The following is an 18,316-nucleotide window of genomic DNA, read 5'->3' on the forward strand; positions in this document are numbered from 1 at the left end:
CTGATTTGATTCTTTTGCGTCAGGTACATAGTCAAGTTTTCGCTACAGTTGATACTTTACAGCGAAAGCTTGATTTAATCAATACAGGGACACAGCAGGCTAAAGCCTGCCGAGTCGCTTTTCCTCCCAGGGCTAAAGCCACTGAGTTTCCAAGCTCCCGTGAGGTTTTTTATGAGAATGTTAAAGCCTGTCCGCGAATTTGCGTATTTACTTGGCCTTTGTCATAGACAATTTCACCGCCGACAATAGTGGTAACAGGCCAGCCAGTCAGGTTCCACCCCTCAAAAGGACTCCAACCACACTTGCTTAAAAGTTCTTCTCGCTTAACTGGGCGGTAAGTGTTTAAATCTACCAGCACTAAATCAGCATCGTAACCAGGGGTAATTTCTCCCTTATTAGGAATACCATAAGCTACAGCTACAGCCTTAGACATCCAATTAGTCACTTGGGCAACAGTACACCGTCCTGCCATGGCCTCCGTTAACATTAAAGGCAGGGACGTTTCTACCCCCGGCATTCCGGAAGGGGTGTTAGGGTAGGTTTGCGCCTTTTCTTCTAAGGTATGTGGTGCATGGTCAGTGGCAATAAAATCAATTACCCCATCTTTTAAAGCTTGCCAGAGTATTTCATTATCGTGGAGCGATCGCAATGGTGGATTCATCTGCGCGAAAGTCCCAATCTTTTCATAAGCACTGGTATTCAACAACAAATGTTGTGGCGTTACTTCCGCCGTTACCCAACTTGGTTTATCTTGACGCAATAACTCGGCTTCTTCTGCCGTAGACATATGCAGAATATGTAATCGACGTTGGTATTTTTTAGAAAGTTTTAAGGCCAATTGCGTTGCTAATAGTGCAGCCTGATTATCTTGAATTTGAGAATGCACCGCAGGATTATCAATCCCAGCAAATTCTTGACGACGTTGCTTGATTCTCTGTTGATCTTCAGCATGAACAGCAATCAAGCGCTTGCCTTGGGCAAAAATCGCTTCCAGTGCCTCCTCTTCGTCCAGCAGCAAGTCACCATGCATCGACCCCATAAAAATTTTAATTCCCGGTGTCGGCTTTGCCAAAAGTAAATCTGGTAAATTCTCAGCCGTAGCGCCAATAAAAAAGCCATAATTAACCAAGCACTTATTTGAGGCACGTTCTAGTTTGTCATCTAAAGCTTGCTGTGTAATGGTCAAAGGTCTTGTATTGGGCATTTCTAAAAAGGAAGTAACACCTCCTTTCGCGCAAGCACAACTAGCAGTAAACAAATCTTCCTTGTATTCAAGTCCCGGTTCCCGGAAATGCACCTGCGGATCAATTACCCCTGGCAACAAAGTTAACCCCTGTGCGTCAATCTCTTGGGTAGGTATCGTAGGAGCTATTTTTGAAGCTACCTCGACTATTTGCCGCCCCTGAGTCAGCACATCCCCAATCATCGACTCACCATTGGGTAGAATCAAGCGTGCTTGGCGAATTAGTAAACTTTTTGGAGATGACATGGATTTACCAGCGTTAAGTAGAGAGCTTTATTGATGATAGATAACTTTCTTTTTAAGGTAAACTCAGTTGCCCAGGCAATAGTCAATTTGCACTACCGGTGAAAAAAAGTTTATTTTCATATTTATGAATCATTTTGTCTCCATGTCATCTTGTTAGGAAAACAAGCTTCTCTCGTTAAGATTAATAAATAAAGTCTCCCTCGATGAGTTAAGTAATTGCCTGTTACCTTTAAACTTAAGTAATTTCATGCAAAATCAAGTGTCTGATAACAACTCTAGCCAACAACCCGATAATTCCTGGATCGTAGAGCTAGGTAAAACGATTATCTTGAGTGTCTTTCTCGCCTTGGGAATTCGTACCTTTGTTGCCGAAGCACGTTGGATTCCTTCTGGTTCAATGGAACCAACACTGCATGGTACACCAAACCAGTGGGAAGCCGACAAGATTATTGTCGATAAGGTGAAGTATAAATTTACTAAGCCAGAACGAGGAGATATAGTAGTATTTTCTCCAACGGAGGAACTACAAAAAGAACAATACCAGGATGCCTTCATTAAACGTATCATCGGCTTACCTGGAGAAAAAATAGAAATCAGAGATGGCAAAGTCTATATTAACAATAAAGCTCTCCAGGAAAATAATTACCTATCCTCTTCTCAGGCTACAGTGACTGATGTTTGCACATCAGGTCAGCAACCGCCTTACTTAGCTACACCCCAAACTATTCCACCTGATGCATACTTGGTCTTAGGTGATAACCGTGCGAGTAGTTATGATGGACGTTGTTGGGGTCTGGTTCCTCAGAAAAATATTATTGGTCGTGCCATAGTTCGTTTCTGGCCTCTGAATCATATTGGAACTCTGGATAAGTCGCCCTTATACCCTTCTGCAAATCCTTAAATTATAGATACTTCCGCCATAGCCTTCTACTATGGCGGTAAATGTGATAATTTTTACCGATTTCTGGCGCTCCGATTTGGCGCTAAATCTACGTTACAAAACTTAATTACGTATCCCTAGCGGGACTGGAAGCACTATTACGTTGGCGGTAGCCTGCCGTAGGCACTATTACGAATTATTTTAATGTCACACTTAGCTAAGATTTTACTGTATCCAATTAAGTCATTGGATGGTGTGGAAGTAGAAGCAGCGACGGTTCTACCTAGTGGCGCACTTCAGTATGACCGCGAGTTTGCCATCTTTGACGAACAAAACAGGTTTGTCAATGGCAAGCGTCATGCTAAAATCCATTCATTACGGGCAGAATTTTCTTTAGAAGACAGATTTGTTCACCTACAAATCCCCAGTAGCAATTCACCACAAGTTTTTCATCTTGATGAAGAACAGGAAAGAATAGAAGCAACTTTAAGCAATTTCTTCGGGTTTGCTGTCACATTGAAGCAAAACACCAATATGGGTTTTCCCGATGACACAGAGTCACCAGGTGCAACTGTGATTAGTACAGCAACCTTGATCGAAGTAGCTTCTTGGTTCCCTGGTGTGAGTGTAGATGAAATGCGTCGCCGGATGCGTGCCAATATAGAAATTGATGGTGTACCTGCGTTTTGGGAAGATAGGTTGTTTACTGCTGAGGGAGAAACCGTCTCTTTTCAAGTGGGAGATGTACTTTTTTTTGGGGTAAACTCTTGTCAACGTTGTATAGTCCCCACTCGCAATTCTTACTTAGGAGCAGTTTACCCCAACTTTCAAAAAATATTTGTGCAAAAACGTCAAGCAACTATGCCCCCGTGGGTAGCTGCATCCCGATTTAATCATTTTTACAGATTGAGTGTGAATACTAAAGTACCTACATCAGAAGTTGGAAAAACTTTGCAAGTTGGTAGTAAAGTCCAAATTTTGCCACAGTAATATAGAATTAAACTAATTATTTCATCTGTGGCGATTGTGCTGAAAATTTTATTCTATACAGCTGCATCTTAATGGGTTTATTGCAGTTTTACTGCGGCACGTTGGAGAGGTAAAACTTCCTCCAAACTTAATTCATGGTCGGTAGTAAGATGACTACTACAGCAAATTGTACTAAAGAAAACTCTCTGACCAACAACTTCCGAAAAATGCTTTTCGAGTAATAAGCGAGAAGTGATATCACCCAATAACTCACCCAAATCTTTTGTTAATTGGTCTTGATCATCGCGGTGAACCATTCTAAACTTAAAATTGGTTTTCCCAACTAAAGCTTTGACTGCGGAATCAAAATCGTGTGCTTTACCTTGCACATAAGCAAAAGCTTGTTCTTCTAAAAATTGCCAAGCTTCAGGAAAAATCTCCCTAATTTTTTCGAGATGATTTTCCGTTTGATAAACTAAAGTAGCGGTTTTACAATCCATATATTTATTAGTTGATTAATTAATTTATTTGGTTGTTGAATAAATCTGATGTTTTCTGTAATCTCAACAGAAACAGCGCGACTTTCTGCTGAACCCCTTAGACATTATCAGGACAAAGTAACAAAAAAACTGTTGCATACAATACAAAATAGCTAAAAGACAGAGGAAATAGAAAAAATAAGGTAACATTGAACCCACATTAATTTTATGAATTCTGCACAGATGGAAATTATTATTGGTTGGCTATATCCCAAATTAATGAGTACCTATGGCGATCGCGGAAATGTGATCACTATAGAACGCCGCGCCCAATGGCGGGGATACAACGTCACCGTTTTACCCCTAGACCAAAACTCCACCGCAGAAGATATAAGATCAGTAGATGTGATCGTCGGTGGAGGCGCACAAGACCGTCAGCAAGAAATCGTCATGCGCGACTTACAAGGGGCAAAAGCTGATGCAATGCGGGAAAAAATCGAAAATGGCACACCAGGAGTCTTTACCTGTGGTTCTCCCCAACTTCTAGGACATTATTACGAACCGGGGTTTGGACAGAGAATTGAAGGTTTAGGAATATTAGATTTAGTTTCTATTCATCCTGGAGAAAATAGCAAACGTTGTATTGGTAACTTAGTTATAGAAGTTACAGCCTCTCGTCTCGCACAAGAACTGGAAGCAATGACTGGAACCAAACCCTATTTAGTCGGTTTTGAAAATCACGGTGGACGCACTAAACTAGGGAAAGTGGAAGCTTTGGGGCGTGTAGTCTACGGTTTGGGTAATAATGGTGAAGATGGAACAGAAGGCGCATTTTATCAAAATGCCATTGCTACCTATTCCCACGGACCTTTGTTGCCCAAGAATCCCTTTGTTGCCGATTGGTTAATTCAAACAGCCCTGCGGTTAAAGTATCAACAAGAAATTCAACTTACACCCTTAGATGATACCTTGGCGATGCAAGGACGGTTAGCTATGTTCAAGCGGTTGAAGGTGAGTTGTTAAATGCTTGTTGCAGTGCTTCCAAATTTGGAGTGTGATAAGATCGCGCCTGTAGAATTCAGATCAGCGTGTCAAATACTTACGGCTCAAAGAATTCTCCCTCTGTCAAAAGAATAAAAATTATGGCATCTAACAACCCTGAACCTAATGAGCCTACCCTTCCTGTTCCTGAACTTCAAGCCCCATCTGACCAGGAACCAGTCAACCTTGACACCGATCAACAGCAAGATATTGAAGATTCGGGAGCGATATTTCAAGCTATTGGGATAATTGTTGGGGAAGTCAACTTAAATGCTGATGGCAAAAACACAATTACCATCGGTCGCTCCGAATACCAACTTTTCTATATTCCCCAAAAACGGAGAGTATTCGATGCTCTTACCAAAGAAATAGAAAATACTGGCAACCATACTTACAGATTGGTTGTTTATCCCAAGGTAATTCATTTCCCCAAAAAGGAGCAACCCCACAGCATCGCTTTTCAACTGGTTGGCTTTGATACAGGTAAAGAAGAACACACAATTTCTGGGGAGTTGGAAGACCTAGAGTTCAAATTCTCAGGACTATGGCAGTTTATTCCTGTCTGTCCTACTCCGTGTATCTCTGTTTTCCGTAACTTTACTCGTGAAAGGCTGGAATATATCAAACAGGCAGAACCAGCCAAAAAGGTGAAATTTATGAAATCCAGCCATCTGCCTTTGTTGTGGAAAGATGCACCAGTCCGGCCGTTTAGATTTAATCCTAAAGCAGATAAAAGTCAAGACCAAGGAAGACCAGTTTTTGTCTCCCTGAAGGCCAAATTTTTACCCCAACGAAATGTCTTCGGTTTTGTGGCGCTGTTAGCTTTACCCCAAGAAACTGCACCCAAATTTCTCAAAGCGTCTAAAAAGGATAAAGCTACAGCATTACAAGCATCCAGAAAGGATAGACCTACAGTAATGCCAGTATCTAAACAGGATAACCGACAGGAGCCTACTAGCAATCCTCCTCAAAAACCAATTCTGAAAAAAACTGCCCCAGGCGTTGAAGGAGAAATAGACAAATAGCCGGAGCGTTTTAATGTAAATTAAACCTGATTGTGTTCAAAGGATGTTTTAAAAGTCTTTTTTCATTTAGCAACATCGTAGGTTGGGTTAAGCGATCGCGCTACCCAACAACAGCTTTAATCATATTGCCAATATTTCAGATATAGCTGTAGCCAGGATAATTAGGACATTATTAATCCTTGAAACTTAGATATAATAAGGCTTTCCCTCCTGCCTCCTGCCCTCTGCCTCCTGCTATAGCTAACGAGTCTGATTCTGGTTTTGCAACAAAGGACGCACAACTAAATACCCAGCACCAAAACCAGTCACCATAATTAAAACAATAGTCATCACTAACCACCAGCCACTCAGTCCCTTTAACTGTGACTCTGGAGTGGCATAATAGCGTACTTCCTGTTCTTCTATAAATACTGCTTCTGATACTGGGAAATTCATATCCATCATAGGTACAGAGAAAACCTCACGTCGGCTTTTTTTAGCTGGACGAGAAACGGGCTGACGTGGAGGTGCGGCTGCAACTGGGGGCTTAGGTGCAGATTTTTTCTCTGTATTAGTACGGCTTACTGGTTGAGAATTGGGTGTAGATTTTACTTCTGTCTTCTGGGGGGCTGGTTGAGAAGCAGATGTAGCAGAAGATGCCACCAACTTTTGCAATTCTAAACAAGACTGAACGACTTTATGAATTTCTTGCCGTAGGATTTGATTTTCTTGGGCTAATTTCTGATTATGAGTGGTGACTACATCTAATTTGTTCTGTACTGTTTGTAACTCGGTTGCTAATTCCCGGTACACATAAAGGGGTACAGAGGTGGAGTAGCTGGGGGTAGGTGGTTGACTGTGAACATGACCTGTAGTTGTTCGCATCTCAATATTAGTATCAAAATAAGGTCTTTAGATTAACAAAATATACTATCAGAGTAAAGTTATCCCGGAGACTATACCCAAGAATAAGTTGTTACACATCCAATCTGCTTCCTTGTACTAGATACCATGAATTTGCAACAACGGGAAAAAGTGTCCTACAGGTCCCTGGCCTTTGCCAATATTGAGGGAGTAAGTGAGTGCAGTGGTTACATAGTCTTTCGCTTGTTGCACTGCTGTCCACAGGTCTTTTCCTAAAGCTAAATTAGCAGCGATAGCAGCTGATAGAGTACAACCAGTACCATGAGTATTTTTTGTCTCTACTTGCTTGGTTGTTAAAGTTTCCCACCTTTCCCCATCAAACCACACATCTACCCCCCGCAAATTCCCAGACATTCCCCCACCTTTGACTAAAACAGCCTTTACTCCTAATTCCCTGTGCATAATTTCTGCTGCTGCTTGCATATCTTCTAATGAAGCAATTTCTAAACCGCTTAAAATCTGCGCTTCATAGCGGTTTGGTGTAATAATAGCTGCTTGGGGAATTAGAGTATTCCGCAGGGTTTGCACCGCATCATCATCAATTAATTGCGCTCCTGTCCGTGATACCATCACAGGATCAACTACTAAATTATTAATTTTGTAAGCTGCTACTTGCTGGGCTACAGCCGAAATAATTTCCTGGTTCAGCAACATTCCCGTTTTTGCAGCTTGCACACCAATATCTTCTACCACCGCCTGAATTTGCGCTACAACTGCCTCAGAAGCGATCGCATCAACTCGCTTCACACCTACGGTATTTTGGGCTGTAATACAAGTAATAGCACTCGTACCGTGAACACAGTGAAAAGCAAAAGTTCTTAAATCGGTTTGAATTCCCGCACCCCCACCACTATCAGAACCGGCAATAGTTAAAGCAACGGGTACTGTTAAGATTTTGACTGTATTCATAAAAATTTTCCGCTTTTTCGGACAGGTCTATTAGTGAAATTTAGAAATTAATTGTTGTATTCTCTAATTATCTGGGTATTTTCAAAATTTACCGATGTTTTGAAAAAAATAGCTTGACTACAAAAATAAAAACAAGGTTTAAAATAATTCGTAATTAAGTATTGTAACGGAGATTTAGCGCCAAGTCGGAGCGCCGGAAACCGGCGATCTGAACTTTGTAAGAGAGACTCAGCCTAACATACTTGCCGCTTATAGAAGTTCTTTACTTAAACCCCCTGAATTAGTTAAATGACCATCTTAAAATATTAATAGGAATGAATAATTCAGTATGTCTACACAAGTACTGCAAGAAGAATTAACTAACTTACGTAATTATGTTGAGCGACTAGAAACAGCCCTCTCCCTTTCCAGTCGTTCCATCAAACAGCAGTATAAGCTCTGGGTTCACTTTCAGCGCACTAAAGCAGAACTCAAAGAATCACAAGAAGAATTATCTATTTTAGTTGAGCGTAATCCATTGGGAGTGATTTACTGGAATACAGCTTTTGAAGTAACCCGGTGGAATCCTGCGGCTGAAGCTATCTTTGGTTATACTCAACAAGAGGCACTCAATTGCAATGCTATAGAACTGATAGTACCTGAAAGTTCCAGAGAATTAGTAAATCAAATTTTATCAGACCTATTACAGCAACAGGGGGGAATTCGCTCTACCAATAGAAATATCACCAAAGAAGGCAAAATTATTACCTGTAAGTGGTACAACACTCCTTTAACTGACTCCAATGGTAAGCTGACTGGTGTGCTGTCAATGGTTGAAGATGTTACCCCTTATCAAGAAGCGGAAACTGCCTTAGCAAAAAGTGAGGCTAAGTTCCGGAGTATGGTAGAAAATGCTAATGATGTGATTTACTCATTTTTACCAGATGGAACACTAACATATCTTTCCCCCAACTTCACGGATATTTTCGGGCATGAAGTCTCAGAATTCATTGGTAATCCCTTCGCACCCATAATTCATCCTGATGATCTAGAAGTCTGTTCAGCCTTTTTTGACCGAATTGTGCAAACAGGTAAAAAGCAAGCTGGACTTGAGCTACGAACCAAATGCAAGGATGGTAGTTACAAATGGATTCTCTCCAATAGCTCACCTATACTTAATGCTGATGGTGAAGTTGTAGAATTGCAAGGTATTACAAGAGACATAACCGAACGTAAGCTCGCAGAAGAAGCTCAACAGCAATCACAAGCTCTACTCAGACAGCAAAAATTAGCATTAGAGCAAACGCTGCAAGAACTTAAACACACCCAAACCCAACTTATCCAGAGTGAAAAGATGTCTTCTTTGGGTCAATTAGTAGCTGGAGTTGCTCATGAAATCAATAACCCAGTTAACTTTATTTATGGTAACATCGTCCATGCTCATGAATATACCCAAGAATTGTTGAAGTTAATCAAGCTTTATAAAATCCACTACCCTGATCCTATCTCAAAAATTCAAGCACAAATAGAACATATTGACCTTGACTTTTTGATGGAAGACCTACCAAATCTGATCTCTTCTATGAAAGTTGGTGCAGAACGTATCCGTGAAATAATTACTTCCCTACGCACCTTCTCCCGTCTTGATGAAGCTGAATTAAAGCTTACTAATATCCATCAGGGTATTGACAGTACATTAATGATATTAAAACATCGCCTCAAAGCTAAAGCTAATTTACCAAAAATCATGGTGACTAAAGAATATGGAAATCTGCCTTTAGTAGAGTGCTACCCTGGACAACTCAACCAAGTATTTATGAATATCTTAGCTAATGCTATTGATGCATTAGAAGATTCAATAGTCAATACGAAAACCACAGAAGGATCAAAACATACTCCAGACATTCCTCAGATTCGCATTTCCACGGAAATGCCAAATCCTCTACAAGTAATTATCCGAATTGCTGATAATGGTGTGGGTATATCAGAAAAAGTTAAGCAAAGGTTGTTTGACCCTTTTTACACGACCAAAGAGATAGGTAAAGGTACTGGCTTAGGTTTATCTATCAGCTATCAGATTATTACGGAACGACATGGGGGAACATTAAACTTTATTTCATCTCTTGGACAAGGAACGGAGTTTATAATTTTGATTCCCCTTCATCAAAACAAGTCTGTCTAAATTCTAAATATTCATACCGTTTGACTTTGAAATTGATAAACTAATGTTTCTTATTACCCTACTAACTGCCATAATTCAAAGTTTCTGAATTGCCGGATTTTAATCTTTAACTCGGCTTTGCTAAAGACTTGTGCAAAAATTTACCCCATTCTGCTGCTAAGGGAACTTCTGTAAATGGAACACGAATTGATTTAGCAGTATTCAATAAAAACTCTAATTCAATTTGACGACCTTTTTCGGGTGGATTTTCTATATCTACTGCATTACCATTTACCAAAAAATGAATTTCTTCAACATCCAATAAAGAAAAAGTTTCTAATGCAATTGGGCCTTTAGTTGTAGGTTTTCCCCAAGTGATATCATTACCTTTTTGAGCTAATACTGCATAAATATCATATTTAGAGCGTTCAAATTGTTCTGCCCAAATTCGATAAGCTTCAAGTTTCTGATATTCCTGTGAACCTTGCCACGCTAACCAGAAAAATATTACTAATAAAGGCAACCATAAAAGACCACGTTCCATAATAATTCGTAATGCCTCTTTCAGAGGAGCTTCGCTAACGTAATTTCTAATTAGAAAACAGGCAAAAGGGTAGAGTTTATCGTCATCTCTCCCATCTTCCCCATCAATACTCAGACTCTAAAATCTGCCAAACACCCATTGAAAAATATAGTTTGGCATAAATAGACCAATCCTTTGAAATTATAACGGTTCTTGATTAGATCAGAACACCAAAGTCCTGAGTGGAAAATGAGTTCCAGAATTATTTCTGATTTCACTCAATTGCACACCGCTATATGCAATATTAATATAGCTAACAAATCTAATGTATTAGATACTAGCAAATTCAGTAATTACAAGTAACTCACAACTCAAAATTTGATCAGGAATATTGGTGTTGAGATGGCTGTAATTCCAACTTAATAGGCAATAAAGCTATTATACCAAACGATTAGGAGCAACGATGAATTTATACCGTCTTGTTTACAGTAGTTATGCAAAATCTGATCTGGGGTATCACGATCTCAAAGATATCATGGAGAAATCCGAGAAAAATAACCAATCTGAAGGGATTACAGGACTACTCTGTTATGGTGATTCGGTATTTTTGCAGATATTGGAAGGCGATCGCACAATAGTTAGTAAAACTTACCATCGCATTGCCCTTGACACGCGACATCATACACCGGAATTGATTGAATGTATCCCCATCGAAAGTCGTCTTTTTGGGATCTGGTCTATGAAAGCAGTAAACATTAGCAATTTAAACTCTCAGGAAGTGAGAAATTTGATTTTAAAGTATTCTGCATCTACTACCTTACAACCACACACCATGACTTCACAGCAGTGTCTTAACCTCATGCAAGCACTGGCTACACTATATGAGCAAGCGGCTTCATTTTGATGGCAGCGACGATACCTCATACTCTCTATTATGAGTTATCGTAGTGAGCAAACTGACAAGAAGCGGTGATGAAAAAACTTATATTATTGTGCTTGTTTGTCATCGGACTGACTGCTGCTGTGTTTGGGTTTCTGAATTTTCAGGGACTGGCAGCTAAAGGTGACTTTGAGACAATTCTGCTAGATTTTCGGGAAGATATTGGAGAAACCGTCATTCAAAAGGATTTGCAAGCGATCGCTCAACAGTATAATGTCACACCTCAACTGGATAATCAATTTTCAGCAGTTGATCATGTGTATATTATCAAAGGCGATCGCCAACGGCTGCAAAACCTCAGAAAATCTCCCTTTGCCAAAGCCACAGAATTCATCGAGCCAAATTACATTTATAAAACAGTTCCCGAAGGTAAAGCCACAGCATCAGCAAACGAACCAGTCAATCCTTCATTAATTGGCCCCAACGACCAATATTACAGCAAACAGTGGAACCTGCACAAAATCGGCATAGAAGGCGCGTGGAATTTGAGTAAAGGTAGCGGTATTAAAGTCGCTGTAATTGACACAGGCATTACCCAAGTCCGCGACTTAGCCGAGACAAAATTCGTTAAAGGCTACGACTTTGTTAACGATACCGAAGCAGCCAACGACGACAACGGACATGGAACCCATGTTGCTGGTACAGTCGCCCAAGCCACCAATAACAACTATGGTGTAGCTGGAGTCGCCTATGAAGCCAGCCTCATGCCCTTAAAAGTGCTAAATGCCTATGGTTCAGGAACAGTTGCTGATATTGCCGAAGCCATCAAATTTGCCGCCGATAAAGGCGCAGACGTGATTAACATGAGTCTAGGTGGTGGTGGTGAAAGCCAACTGATGAAAGAAGCCATCGAATATGCCCACAGAAAAGGTGTAGTCATCATTGCCGCTGCCGGAAATGAAAGTACTAATGGGGCTAGTTATCCAGCCCGTTACCCCCATGTAATTGGCGTTTCCGCCTTTGGCCCAGATGGAGAAAAAGCAGAATATTCCAACTATGGTGCTGGTGTAGATATATCAGCCCCTGGGGGGAGTGAAACCGGGGGAATTCTCCAAGAAACTATTGACGAAAATGGCGAAGGTGTATTTTTAGGACTCCAAGGAACCAGCATGGCTTCCCCCCACGTTGCTGGTGTGGCAGCATTAATTAAAGCTGCGGGAGTTACAGACACAGATGAAATTTTAAAAGTTCTCCAACAATCAGCCAGAGTTATTCAAGATGACGGTTTGAACTATTATGGCGCTGGACAACTTAACGCCGAAGCCGCAGTTAAACTGGCAACCCAAGGACAAATCAGTTTTCCCGATTTCTTCCGGTGGTTACGGGATAACGGCTATATCAACCCTGGCTTTTGGATAGATGGCGGAGCGATCGCACTATTACCTAAAATATTCATGGTAGTAGGTTCTTATCTCCTCGCTTGGTTCTTACGGGTTTACTTCCCCTTCACTTGGAGTTGGTCTTTATCCAGTGGGTTAATTTTTGGTAGTTCTGGGTTATTCTTCCTCAAAGGAATTTATATCTTTGATCTTCCTCAATGGCCTTTCCGGGTTTTGGGTAGTTCCATTCCCGAACTAGGCAATAGCATACAAGGAACAGGTGCTTTAAATCCCATCTTTGCTTCTGTGCTAATTCCCCTGACGTTGATAGTATTACTGTTAGGACATCCCAATTGGAAATGGTTTGCTATTGGTTCAAGTTTGGGAATAGCCGCCTGTTTAACAGTCAGTGCCATTTATGATCCCGCAGTTTGGGGATTAGGAGATGGTAACTTAGCCCGTATTTTCCTCATCGTTAATGCCCTACTTTGTTACGGGCTGGTACGTTTAGCATTAAAAGATGAGAAACAAACAGCTTAAATAATAAGTAATGGGTAATGGGTAAGTGGTATAGCAGGAGTCAGGAGTCAGGAGTCAGGAGTCAGGAGTAAAACCCTCTTGTAGTGGGAGTTTCATTATCAATTGATGTCCTAACCACCCTGTCCACGGCTATAACCCTGTTCTGTCACTCTCCGAAAAGTCCTACAATTTCAAAATACTGTAACTGTTGTCTGGCAGGTGTTAGCTCAGTTATTTCTTAATAGAAATTCCACAAGATGACCAAATCAAGAAATTTCAACTACAAAAACCTCAATTAATTGATATTGCGTCTCTTGAAAACTTTTTATTAATAGGAAAACTCGGAAAGTGACAAAAGAGGGATAATTACTTACTCTTGCCTATTCCCTATTCCCTATTCCCTATTCCCTATTCCCTATTCCCTATTCCCTATTCCCTATTCCCTATTCCCTAACAACTAACAAATTTATGACTATTACAGTTACAGGTACTATTGAACGTCGTAATATTGGTATGGGCGCATGGGCGTTATTTACAGACGAAGGCGTTACCTACGAAATACTCAAAGGTGCTGATAAAAGCTTACTCAAATCAGGACAAAAAGCCAAAGTTACAGGAAAGGTACGGGAAGATGTCATGACAATTGCCATGATTGGTCCTGTTTTAGAGGTAAAATCCTTTGAGCTAATTAGTTCTGATTAGCAGCAGTAGAATCTAACAGTTCTTGAATCCGACTTCTGAATTCCCCTTTGGGATGTCCCCCTTTAACCTCACCGATAATCTGAAATTCGGCTTCAGGTGAATCACAGATAATATAGGTAGGCCATCCCATTTGTGATTTATCAGGATACTGGCGTAACAAAATCTGGCGGTATTGGCGATAAGTCGCCGTATCCTGCATTTTCACATCGATAAATAGCAAACCCAGTTCCTCAACCACCTTTTTGTCATAAAAAGACATCTTGTGGCAGATGCCGCAGTCTTCTGAGGAGAACTTAATCACAGATAAACTCATATCGCTGTAGAATCTCTAGCTTTCTTGTAAAAATTTCTTGTAATGTCATAAAATAATAACAGATGGCAAGAGACTGCACAAAGACATTAATTCTATAAAAATAATTAAGAGTCCTATTATATATCGCGGCGATCATTCTGGAGTCATAGCTTCGGATCAAAATAGAATGAAAGCAGGAAAGAAACGGGGCTTTACCTTTAGCACCAAACAGGGTTAGACTGGTGGCAAGAGAGCAAGTAGCAACTAAAAAAATAATATTGCTACAGCCCAGTGTGAATCAGATGGTATCCAAAACCAGCTTTTATCCAGAAAAAACCCCCAGTAGGTGTTAGCCATCTAGGGGAGCTTAGTTATCAGGGTGCATCTACCAATTCAATGTTCTCAGGTGTGGCACAATCCTCCGGATAATTTTTCCCCAGTCAGTTGGTTTTTATTTCTTAAGAAAAAACCCCCAGTTAGTCTTAGCCAGCTAGGGGAGTTAGTAATCAGGGTGCATCTACCAATTCAATGTTCTTGGTTTAACTGACAATATCCGGATAAAGTTTTGAGAATTAAGGTGTGAAAAAGCTACCTCTAAATTTATACAAATCTAGCTTGGCTTACTGGCTTTAAGGTGCAATTACTTCAGATCAAGTATAGATAAAGTCTTATTTATCCTGGATTCTGGATTTTCAATCCTGATCAATTACCGTTGATTTCTGTAGTGCTAGACCAAGTATAAACAATAATTTGGAGATTAATCTAGATTTTATTGAGCGGTAGTATGATTGATCTGAACCACAAAAAACCCCTAGTGGTATTAGCCAGCTAGGGGAGGTTAGTTATCAGGGTGCATCTACCAATTAAATGTTCTGGATTTAATGTCATGCTCCGGAACAATTAAAGTGCATCATGGGTGTTGTGTGTGAACTCAAGAAAAAACCCCCAGAGGTGTTAGCCAGCTAGGGGAGATTAGTTATCAGGGTGCATCTACTAATTAAATGTTCTGAGTTTAATGTCATGCTCCGGAAAAATTGAGTTGCATCTTCGTTATTGTTGTGTGTGAACTCAAGAAAAAACCCCCAGAGGTGTTAGCCAGCTAGGGGAGATTAGTTATCAGGGTGCATCTACTAATTAAATGTTCTGAGTTTAATATCATGCTCCGGATCAATTGGGTTGTATCTTCGTTATTTGTTGTTTGTGAACTCAAAAAAAACCCCCAGAGGTGTTAGCCAGCTAGGGGAGATTAGTTATCAGGGTGCATCTACCAATTAAACGTTCTGAGTTGAACCACTATGCTCCGGATGAATTTGCCCAAATGTCGCTGTATGGCACTTACGGAAAAAATTCCTGTCGTTGTTAGCTGGTTAGGGGAGTTAGTTATCAGGATTTGAAATTACTATTGTGTGAGAAGAAATTCTTGGGTCAGAGATTACTTTTTTTTGCCAAAATTAAAAAAACCCCTAGGCGGGTGTTAGCCTACCAGGGGAGTTGAAGATCAAGGTGCATCTACCAATAAAGTGTTCTAGTCTGAAGTAATCCCATCCGGATAAAGTTCTATCAGCAAAACAAGCGAAACCACGCCGAATCAGAAACATTCCGTGACAATAAGCATCTAGATTATCAGCAAGCGGAAAACCCAGACTAAAGACTTTCGTAGTTTAAAGTGGATTTAGGAGGCAAACAGGAGAAGTTGTGACCCAGGAATTTCACATTTCCGTAACTCCAGTAGGGCAAAATGACTACTTGGTGCGGACGGAACAAGTCGCGCCTGGGGTGCCATTGGCAGAAGAACTGGTGACTTGGCCGGTCGCTGAGTGGTTAGCGGCAGCAGGACATTTGATGAATGACCCATTACAGCTAGTGTTACAGGGTGATGTCATTGCTAGGAACTCTGTGAACTTGGTGGCGCTGGGTCAGCAATTGTATAATGCACTATTTCAAGGAACTCTTAGAGATAGTTGGATTACTGCCCAAGGAATTGCCCAGAATCAGCAACAGGTACTGCGTTTGCGTTTGGGACTCAAAGATACTAGGTTAGCGCGTTTACCTTGGGAAGTGATGCACGCAGGTGATCGTCCTTTAGCTACTGGGCCTTATATCACTTTTTCGCGTTATCAAAGCGGAATTCACTCCACATCACGACTCCCAACACGCAACCTTCCCACCCCACAGGAAGAAAGTGGAGTGAAGGTGTTGATGATCATTTCTTCCCCCACTGATCAAGTGCGTCTTGATTTGCTCAAGCAAGAAGCGATTGACCTGCAAGCAGAACTTCATCGCCAAAGCTCCCGGACTGAAAATGGCAATTATGTCCCAGAAATTGAACTGACTATCCTCGATCAACCAGGAAGAGAAGAGTTAACCCAAGCCCTAGAACAGGGACGATATCATGTTCTGCACTACTCTGGTCATAGTAACTTGGGGGCGAATGGGGGGGAAATTTATCTAGTCAGTCGCAGAACTGGCTTAACAGAAACCCTCAGCGGTGATGATTTAGCCGGCTTGCTGGTGAATAATAATATCCAAATGGCAGTGTTTAACTCCTGCTTGGGAGCATACAGAGCTAAGTCTGATACCTCTGGGGAGACGGGAGAACGCAACCTAACTGAAAGCTTGGTGAAAAGAGGTCTGAGGAGCGTTTTGGCCATGTCAGAACGGATTCCTGATGAAGTGGCGCTGACTTTAACACAATTGTTTTACCGCAATTTAAGCCAAGGCTATCCCTTGGATTTGTGTGTGAGTAGGGTGCGTCAGGGCTTAATTTCTGCCTATGGTTCTCACCAGATGTACTGGGCTTTACCGATGTTGTATCTCCAGCGGGAATTTGAAGGCTTTCTCACCCCGCAAATTGGTTTGTTTGCCAGTTCTGAGGTACTCAATGAATATCAGTCATCCCTGGGAACATCTGCTAATTCGATGTATTCGGGGGTGACAGATGATCCCCAAATGCCTTTAGCTATGGAGGATATCATGCCCTCTGGTTTAGGACGGGATGCTTCGGAGTTAGATTGGCTAGGGGATGATACGTGGGGGGATCTTTTGGATGAGATTGAGTATGATAACCCCGGTTATGATGAGGATTCGGCAATTGTTGCTGATTTGTTTCGTCAGATAGGTAATCCCCAAGCCCCAACTGAAGAAACTTCCATAACTGAGGAACTAGAGCCACCAATACGGGACAATCATAGCCCTGCCAGCCCGCCTTCACAGGTGAATGAGGATTTAGAGGCATGGCTAGTAGATAAGCCTAGTGAAATTGTGCCAAATGCTCCAATTGTGGTAGGAAATCAAGGAAATTCTCAGCTACCACCCACATTACCACCAATGCAGCAACTACGTCGCCGTCAACGTCGGTTGTGGCCAATTTTGGGCATTGTGGGTGCAAGTGCGATCGCACTGATTATTGGTTTAAATTGGTGGTGGTATCATCGCAGGTCGGTAGTTTCGGAAATTCCACCTATTCCTACTCAGACTTTTGTTAAGGGTAAACAAGTACCCATTGACTTAACAAAGTCACCTACGGGAATTGTCACAGCTACGGCTACAGAACAATTGAGTCAAGGGAATTTACAACCTGGGCTGGATGCTGTAGATGAACTACTGAATCGTGGCGCTTTAGCTTCAGCAGAAACTGCTTTGGCGCTGATTCCCGCTAAACAAATTGATGAGCCATCTGTCAACTTTTTACGTGGTCGATTAGCTTGGCAATTTGCTCAAACAACGGATAAAAAATATAGCATTGATGATGCCCGTCGTTACTGGGAAATTGCCGTGCGGGATCAGCCAGATTCTGTTTTGTATAATAATGCTTTGGGATTTGCTTATTATGCTGAGGGAAATCTCAATCGGGCTAATGATGCTTGGTTCAAGGCTTTGAATTTAGCCCTCAAGTCCCAGAATCCAATTTCGACAGCAACACCATCTCCCAATCTAGTTATGCCACAGGAGGCTTTAACTTCCTATGCGGGGTTAGCCTTAGGTTTGTATAAATCTGCAAATAATCAATCTGCTGCCAAACAAGGGCAATATATTAAAGAAGCCATTAAGCTGCGTCAAACTGTGATTGAGAACGAACCAGTCAACTTTACGATCGATAAATTGGCTCAGAATTGGCTGTGGACAGAACAAGCTATTACAGATTGGCGATCGCTCCTTCAAGAACAGAGTCAGTGAGTCTAGACAC

The 18,316-nt window shown here is 41.3% G+C and carries 16 protein-coding genes; 10 read left to right on the plus strand and 6 right to left on the minus strand.

Annotated features, from left to right (window positions below; translation table 11 throughout):
• A partial coding sequence (locus tag H6G68_RS26945) for a hypothetical protein (protein ID WP_206757405.1) occupies positions 1 to 227 on the plus strand: 227 nt, incomplete at its 5' end.
• Here the strand turns inward: H6G68_RS26945 and H6G68_RS12035 are convergent.
• On the minus strand, positions 170 to 1,489 hold the full coding sequence (locus H6G68_RS12035) for a dihydroorotase (protein WP_190906864.1): 1,320 nt from the start codon (positions 1,487 to 1,489) through the stop codon (positions 170 to 172). The two genes, H6G68_RS26945 and H6G68_RS12035, sit on opposite strands and share 58 nt — an antisense overlap.
• 247 nt (positions 1,490 to 1,736) lie before the next feature.
• Between H6G68_RS12035 and lepB the strand changes: the two genes are divergently transcribed.
• Positions 1,737 to 2,390, plus strand: a complete 654-nt coding sequence (gene lepB / locus H6G68_RS12040) for a signal peptidase I (RefSeq protein WP_190906865.1) — start codon at positions 1,737 to 1,739, stop codon at positions 2,388 to 2,390.
• Between the two features lie 183 nt (positions 2,391 to 2,573).
• The gene (locus tag H6G68_RS12045) at positions 2,574 to 3,359 is read left to right on the plus strand and encodes an MOSC domain-containing protein (RefSeq protein ID WP_190906866.1); all 786 of its coding nucleotides are present in this window, start codon (positions 2,574 to 2,576) and stop codon (positions 3,357 to 3,359) included.
• Between the two features lie 77 nt (positions 3,360 to 3,436).
• Here the strand turns inward: H6G68_RS12045 and H6G68_RS12050 are convergent, their stop codons facing one another.
• A complete protein-coding gene (locus H6G68_RS12050; protein ID WP_127052933.1) occupies positions 3,437 to 3,838 on the minus strand; it encodes a hypothetical protein in 402 nt (133 codons plus the stop codon).
• A gap of 207 nt (positions 3,839 to 4,045) precedes the next feature.
• Between H6G68_RS12050 and H6G68_RS12055 the strand changes: the two genes are divergently transcribed.
• Entirely contained in the window at positions 4,046 to 4,840 is a 795-nt protein-coding gene (locus H6G68_RS12055) for a type 1 glutamine amidotransferase (protein ID WP_190906867.1), read from the plus strand.
• Between the two features lie 119 nt (positions 4,841 to 4,959).
• Entirely contained in the window at positions 4,960 to 5,883 is a 924-nt protein-coding gene (locus tag H6G68_RS12060; RefSeq protein ID WP_190906868.1) for a hypothetical protein, read from the plus strand.
• 240 nt (positions 5,884 to 6,123) lie between these two features.
• Here the strand turns inward: H6G68_RS12060 and H6G68_RS12065 are convergent, their stop codons facing one another.
• Together H6G68_RS12065 and thiD are read right to left on the minus strand one after the other, a co-directional pair.
• Positions 6,124 to 6,747, minus strand: a complete 624-nt coding sequence (locus H6G68_RS12065; protein WP_190906869.1) for a hypothetical protein — start codon at positions 6,745 to 6,747, stop codon at positions 6,124 to 6,126.
• 117 nt (positions 6,748 to 6,864) lie between these two features.
• Positions 6,865 to 7,695, minus strand: a complete 831-nt coding sequence (thiD, locus tag H6G68_RS12070; RefSeq protein ID WP_190906870.1) for a bifunctional hydroxymethylpyrimidine kinase/phosphomethylpyrimidine kinase — start codon at positions 7,693 to 7,695, stop codon at positions 6,865 to 6,867.
• 328 nt (positions 7,696 to 8,023) lie between these two features.
• Here thiD and H6G68_RS12075 point away from each other — a divergent pair, with 328 nt between their 5' ends.
• Positions 8,024 to 9,856 carry a PAS domain-containing sensor histidine kinase gene (locus H6G68_RS12075; protein ID WP_190906871.1) on the plus strand — a complete coding sequence of 611 codons (1,833 nt, stop codon included), beginning with the start codon at positions 8,024 to 8,026 and terminating at the stop codon, positions 9,854 to 9,856.
• 106 nt (positions 9,857 to 9,962) lie between these two features.
• Here the strand turns inward: H6G68_RS12075 and H6G68_RS12080 are convergent, their stop codons facing one another.
• Positions 9,963 to 10,379 carry a hypothetical protein gene (locus H6G68_RS12080; RefSeq protein ID WP_190906872.1) on the minus strand — a complete coding sequence of 139 codons (417 nt, stop codon included), beginning with the start codon at positions 10,377 to 10,379 and terminating at the stop codon, positions 9,963 to 9,965.
• A gap of 442 nt (positions 10,380 to 10,821) precedes the next feature.
• On the opposite strand from H6G68_RS12080, the gene H6G68_RS12085 reads away from it, so the two are divergent.
• The 3 genes from H6G68_RS12085 (at position 10,822) to H6G68_RS12095 (ending at position 13,838) form a co-directional block, all read left to right on the plus strand.
• Positions 10,822 to 11,262: a BLUF domain-containing protein gene (locus H6G68_RS12085; RefSeq protein ID WP_190906873.1), complete on the plus strand. Its 441-nt coding sequence runs from the start codon at positions 10,822 to 10,824 to the stop codon at positions 11,260 to 11,262.
• Positions 11,263 to 11,330: 68 nt separating this feature from the next.
• On the plus strand, positions 11,331 to 13,157 hold the full coding sequence (locus H6G68_RS12090) for a S8 family peptidase (RefSeq protein WP_190906874.1): 1,827 nt from the start codon (positions 11,331 to 11,333) through the stop codon (positions 13,155 to 13,157).
• 447 nt (positions 13,158 to 13,604) lie between these two features.
• A complete protein-coding gene (locus H6G68_RS12095) occupies positions 13,605 to 13,838 on the plus strand; it encodes a hypothetical protein (RefSeq protein WP_190906875.1) in 234 nt (77 codons plus the stop codon).
• On the opposite strand, the gene H6G68_RS12100 is transcribed toward H6G68_RS12095, so the two are convergent.
• On the minus strand, positions 13,825 to 14,151 hold the full coding sequence (locus tag H6G68_RS12100; RefSeq protein ID WP_190906876.1) for a thioredoxin domain-containing protein: 327 nt from the start codon (positions 14,149 to 14,151) through the stop codon (positions 13,825 to 13,827). The genes H6G68_RS12095 and H6G68_RS12100 overlap by 14 nt on opposite strands.
• A gap of 1,674 nt (positions 14,152 to 15,825) precedes the next feature.
• On the opposite strand from H6G68_RS12100, the gene hetF reads away from it, so the two are divergent.
• Entirely contained in the window at positions 15,826 to 18,306 is a 2,481-nt protein-coding gene (gene hetF, locus H6G68_RS12105) for a cell division protein HetF (RefSeq protein WP_190906877.1), read from the plus strand.
• Positions 18,307 to 18,316: the final 10 nt, after the last annotated feature.

The sequence above is a fragment of the Anabaena catenula FACHB-362 genome, assembly GCF_014698735.1.
GTDB classification, from domain to species: domain Bacteria; phylum Cyanobacteriota; class Cyanobacteriia; order Cyanobacteriales; family Nostocaceae; genus Anabaena; species Anabaena variabilis_A.

Bases quoted from the DNA above. Each gene is read 5' to 3' on its own strand.
- H6G68_RS12035 (WP_190906864.1), bottom strand. From the start codon at position 1,489: ATGTCATCTCCAAAAAGTTTACTAATTCGCCAAGCACGCTTGATTCTA.
- lepB (WP_190906865.1), top strand. From the start codon at position 1,737: ATGCAAAATCAAGTGTCTGATAACAACTCTAGCCAACAACCCGATAAT.
- H6G68_RS12045 (WP_190906866.1), top strand. From the start codon at position 2,574: ATGTCACACTTAGCTAAGATTTTACTGTATCCAATTAAGTCATTGGAT.
- H6G68_RS12050 (WP_127052933.1), bottom strand. From the start codon at position 3,838: ATGGATTGTAAAACCGCTACTTTAGTTTATCAAACGGAAAATCATCTC.
- H6G68_RS12055 (WP_190906867.1), top strand. From the start codon at position 4,046: ATGAATTCTGCACAGATGGAAATTATTATTGGTTGGCTATATCCCAAA.
- H6G68_RS12060 (WP_190906868.1), top strand. From the start codon at position 4,960: ATGGCATCTAACAACCCTGAACCTAATGAGCCTACCCTTCCTGTTCCT.
- H6G68_RS12065 (WP_190906869.1), bottom strand. From the start codon at position 6,747: ATGCGAACAACTACAGGTCATGTTCACAGTCAACCACCTACCCCCAGC.
- thiD (WP_190906870.1), bottom strand. From the start codon at position 7,695: ATGAATACAGTCAAAATCTTAACAGTACCCGTTGCTTTAACTATTGCC.
- H6G68_RS12075 (WP_190906871.1), top strand. From the start codon at position 8,024: ATGTCTACACAAGTACTGCAAGAAGAATTAACTAACTTACGTAATTAT.
- H6G68_RS12080 (WP_190906872.1), bottom strand. From the start codon at position 10,379: ATGGAACGTGGTCTTTTATGGTTGCCTTTATTAGTAATATTTTTCTGG.
- H6G68_RS12085 (WP_190906873.1), top strand. From the start codon at position 10,822: ATGAATTTATACCGTCTTGTTTACAGTAGTTATGCAAAATCTGATCTG.
- H6G68_RS12090 (WP_190906874.1), top strand. From the start codon at position 11,331: ATGAAAAAACTTATATTATTGTGCTTGTTTGTCATCGGACTGACTGCT.
- H6G68_RS12095 (WP_190906875.1), top strand. From the start codon at position 13,605: ATGACTATTACAGTTACAGGTACTATTGAACGTCGTAATATTGGTATG.
- H6G68_RS12100 (WP_190906876.1), bottom strand. From the start codon at position 14,151: ATGAGTTTATCTGTGATTAAGTTCTCCTCAGAAGACTGCGGCATCTGC.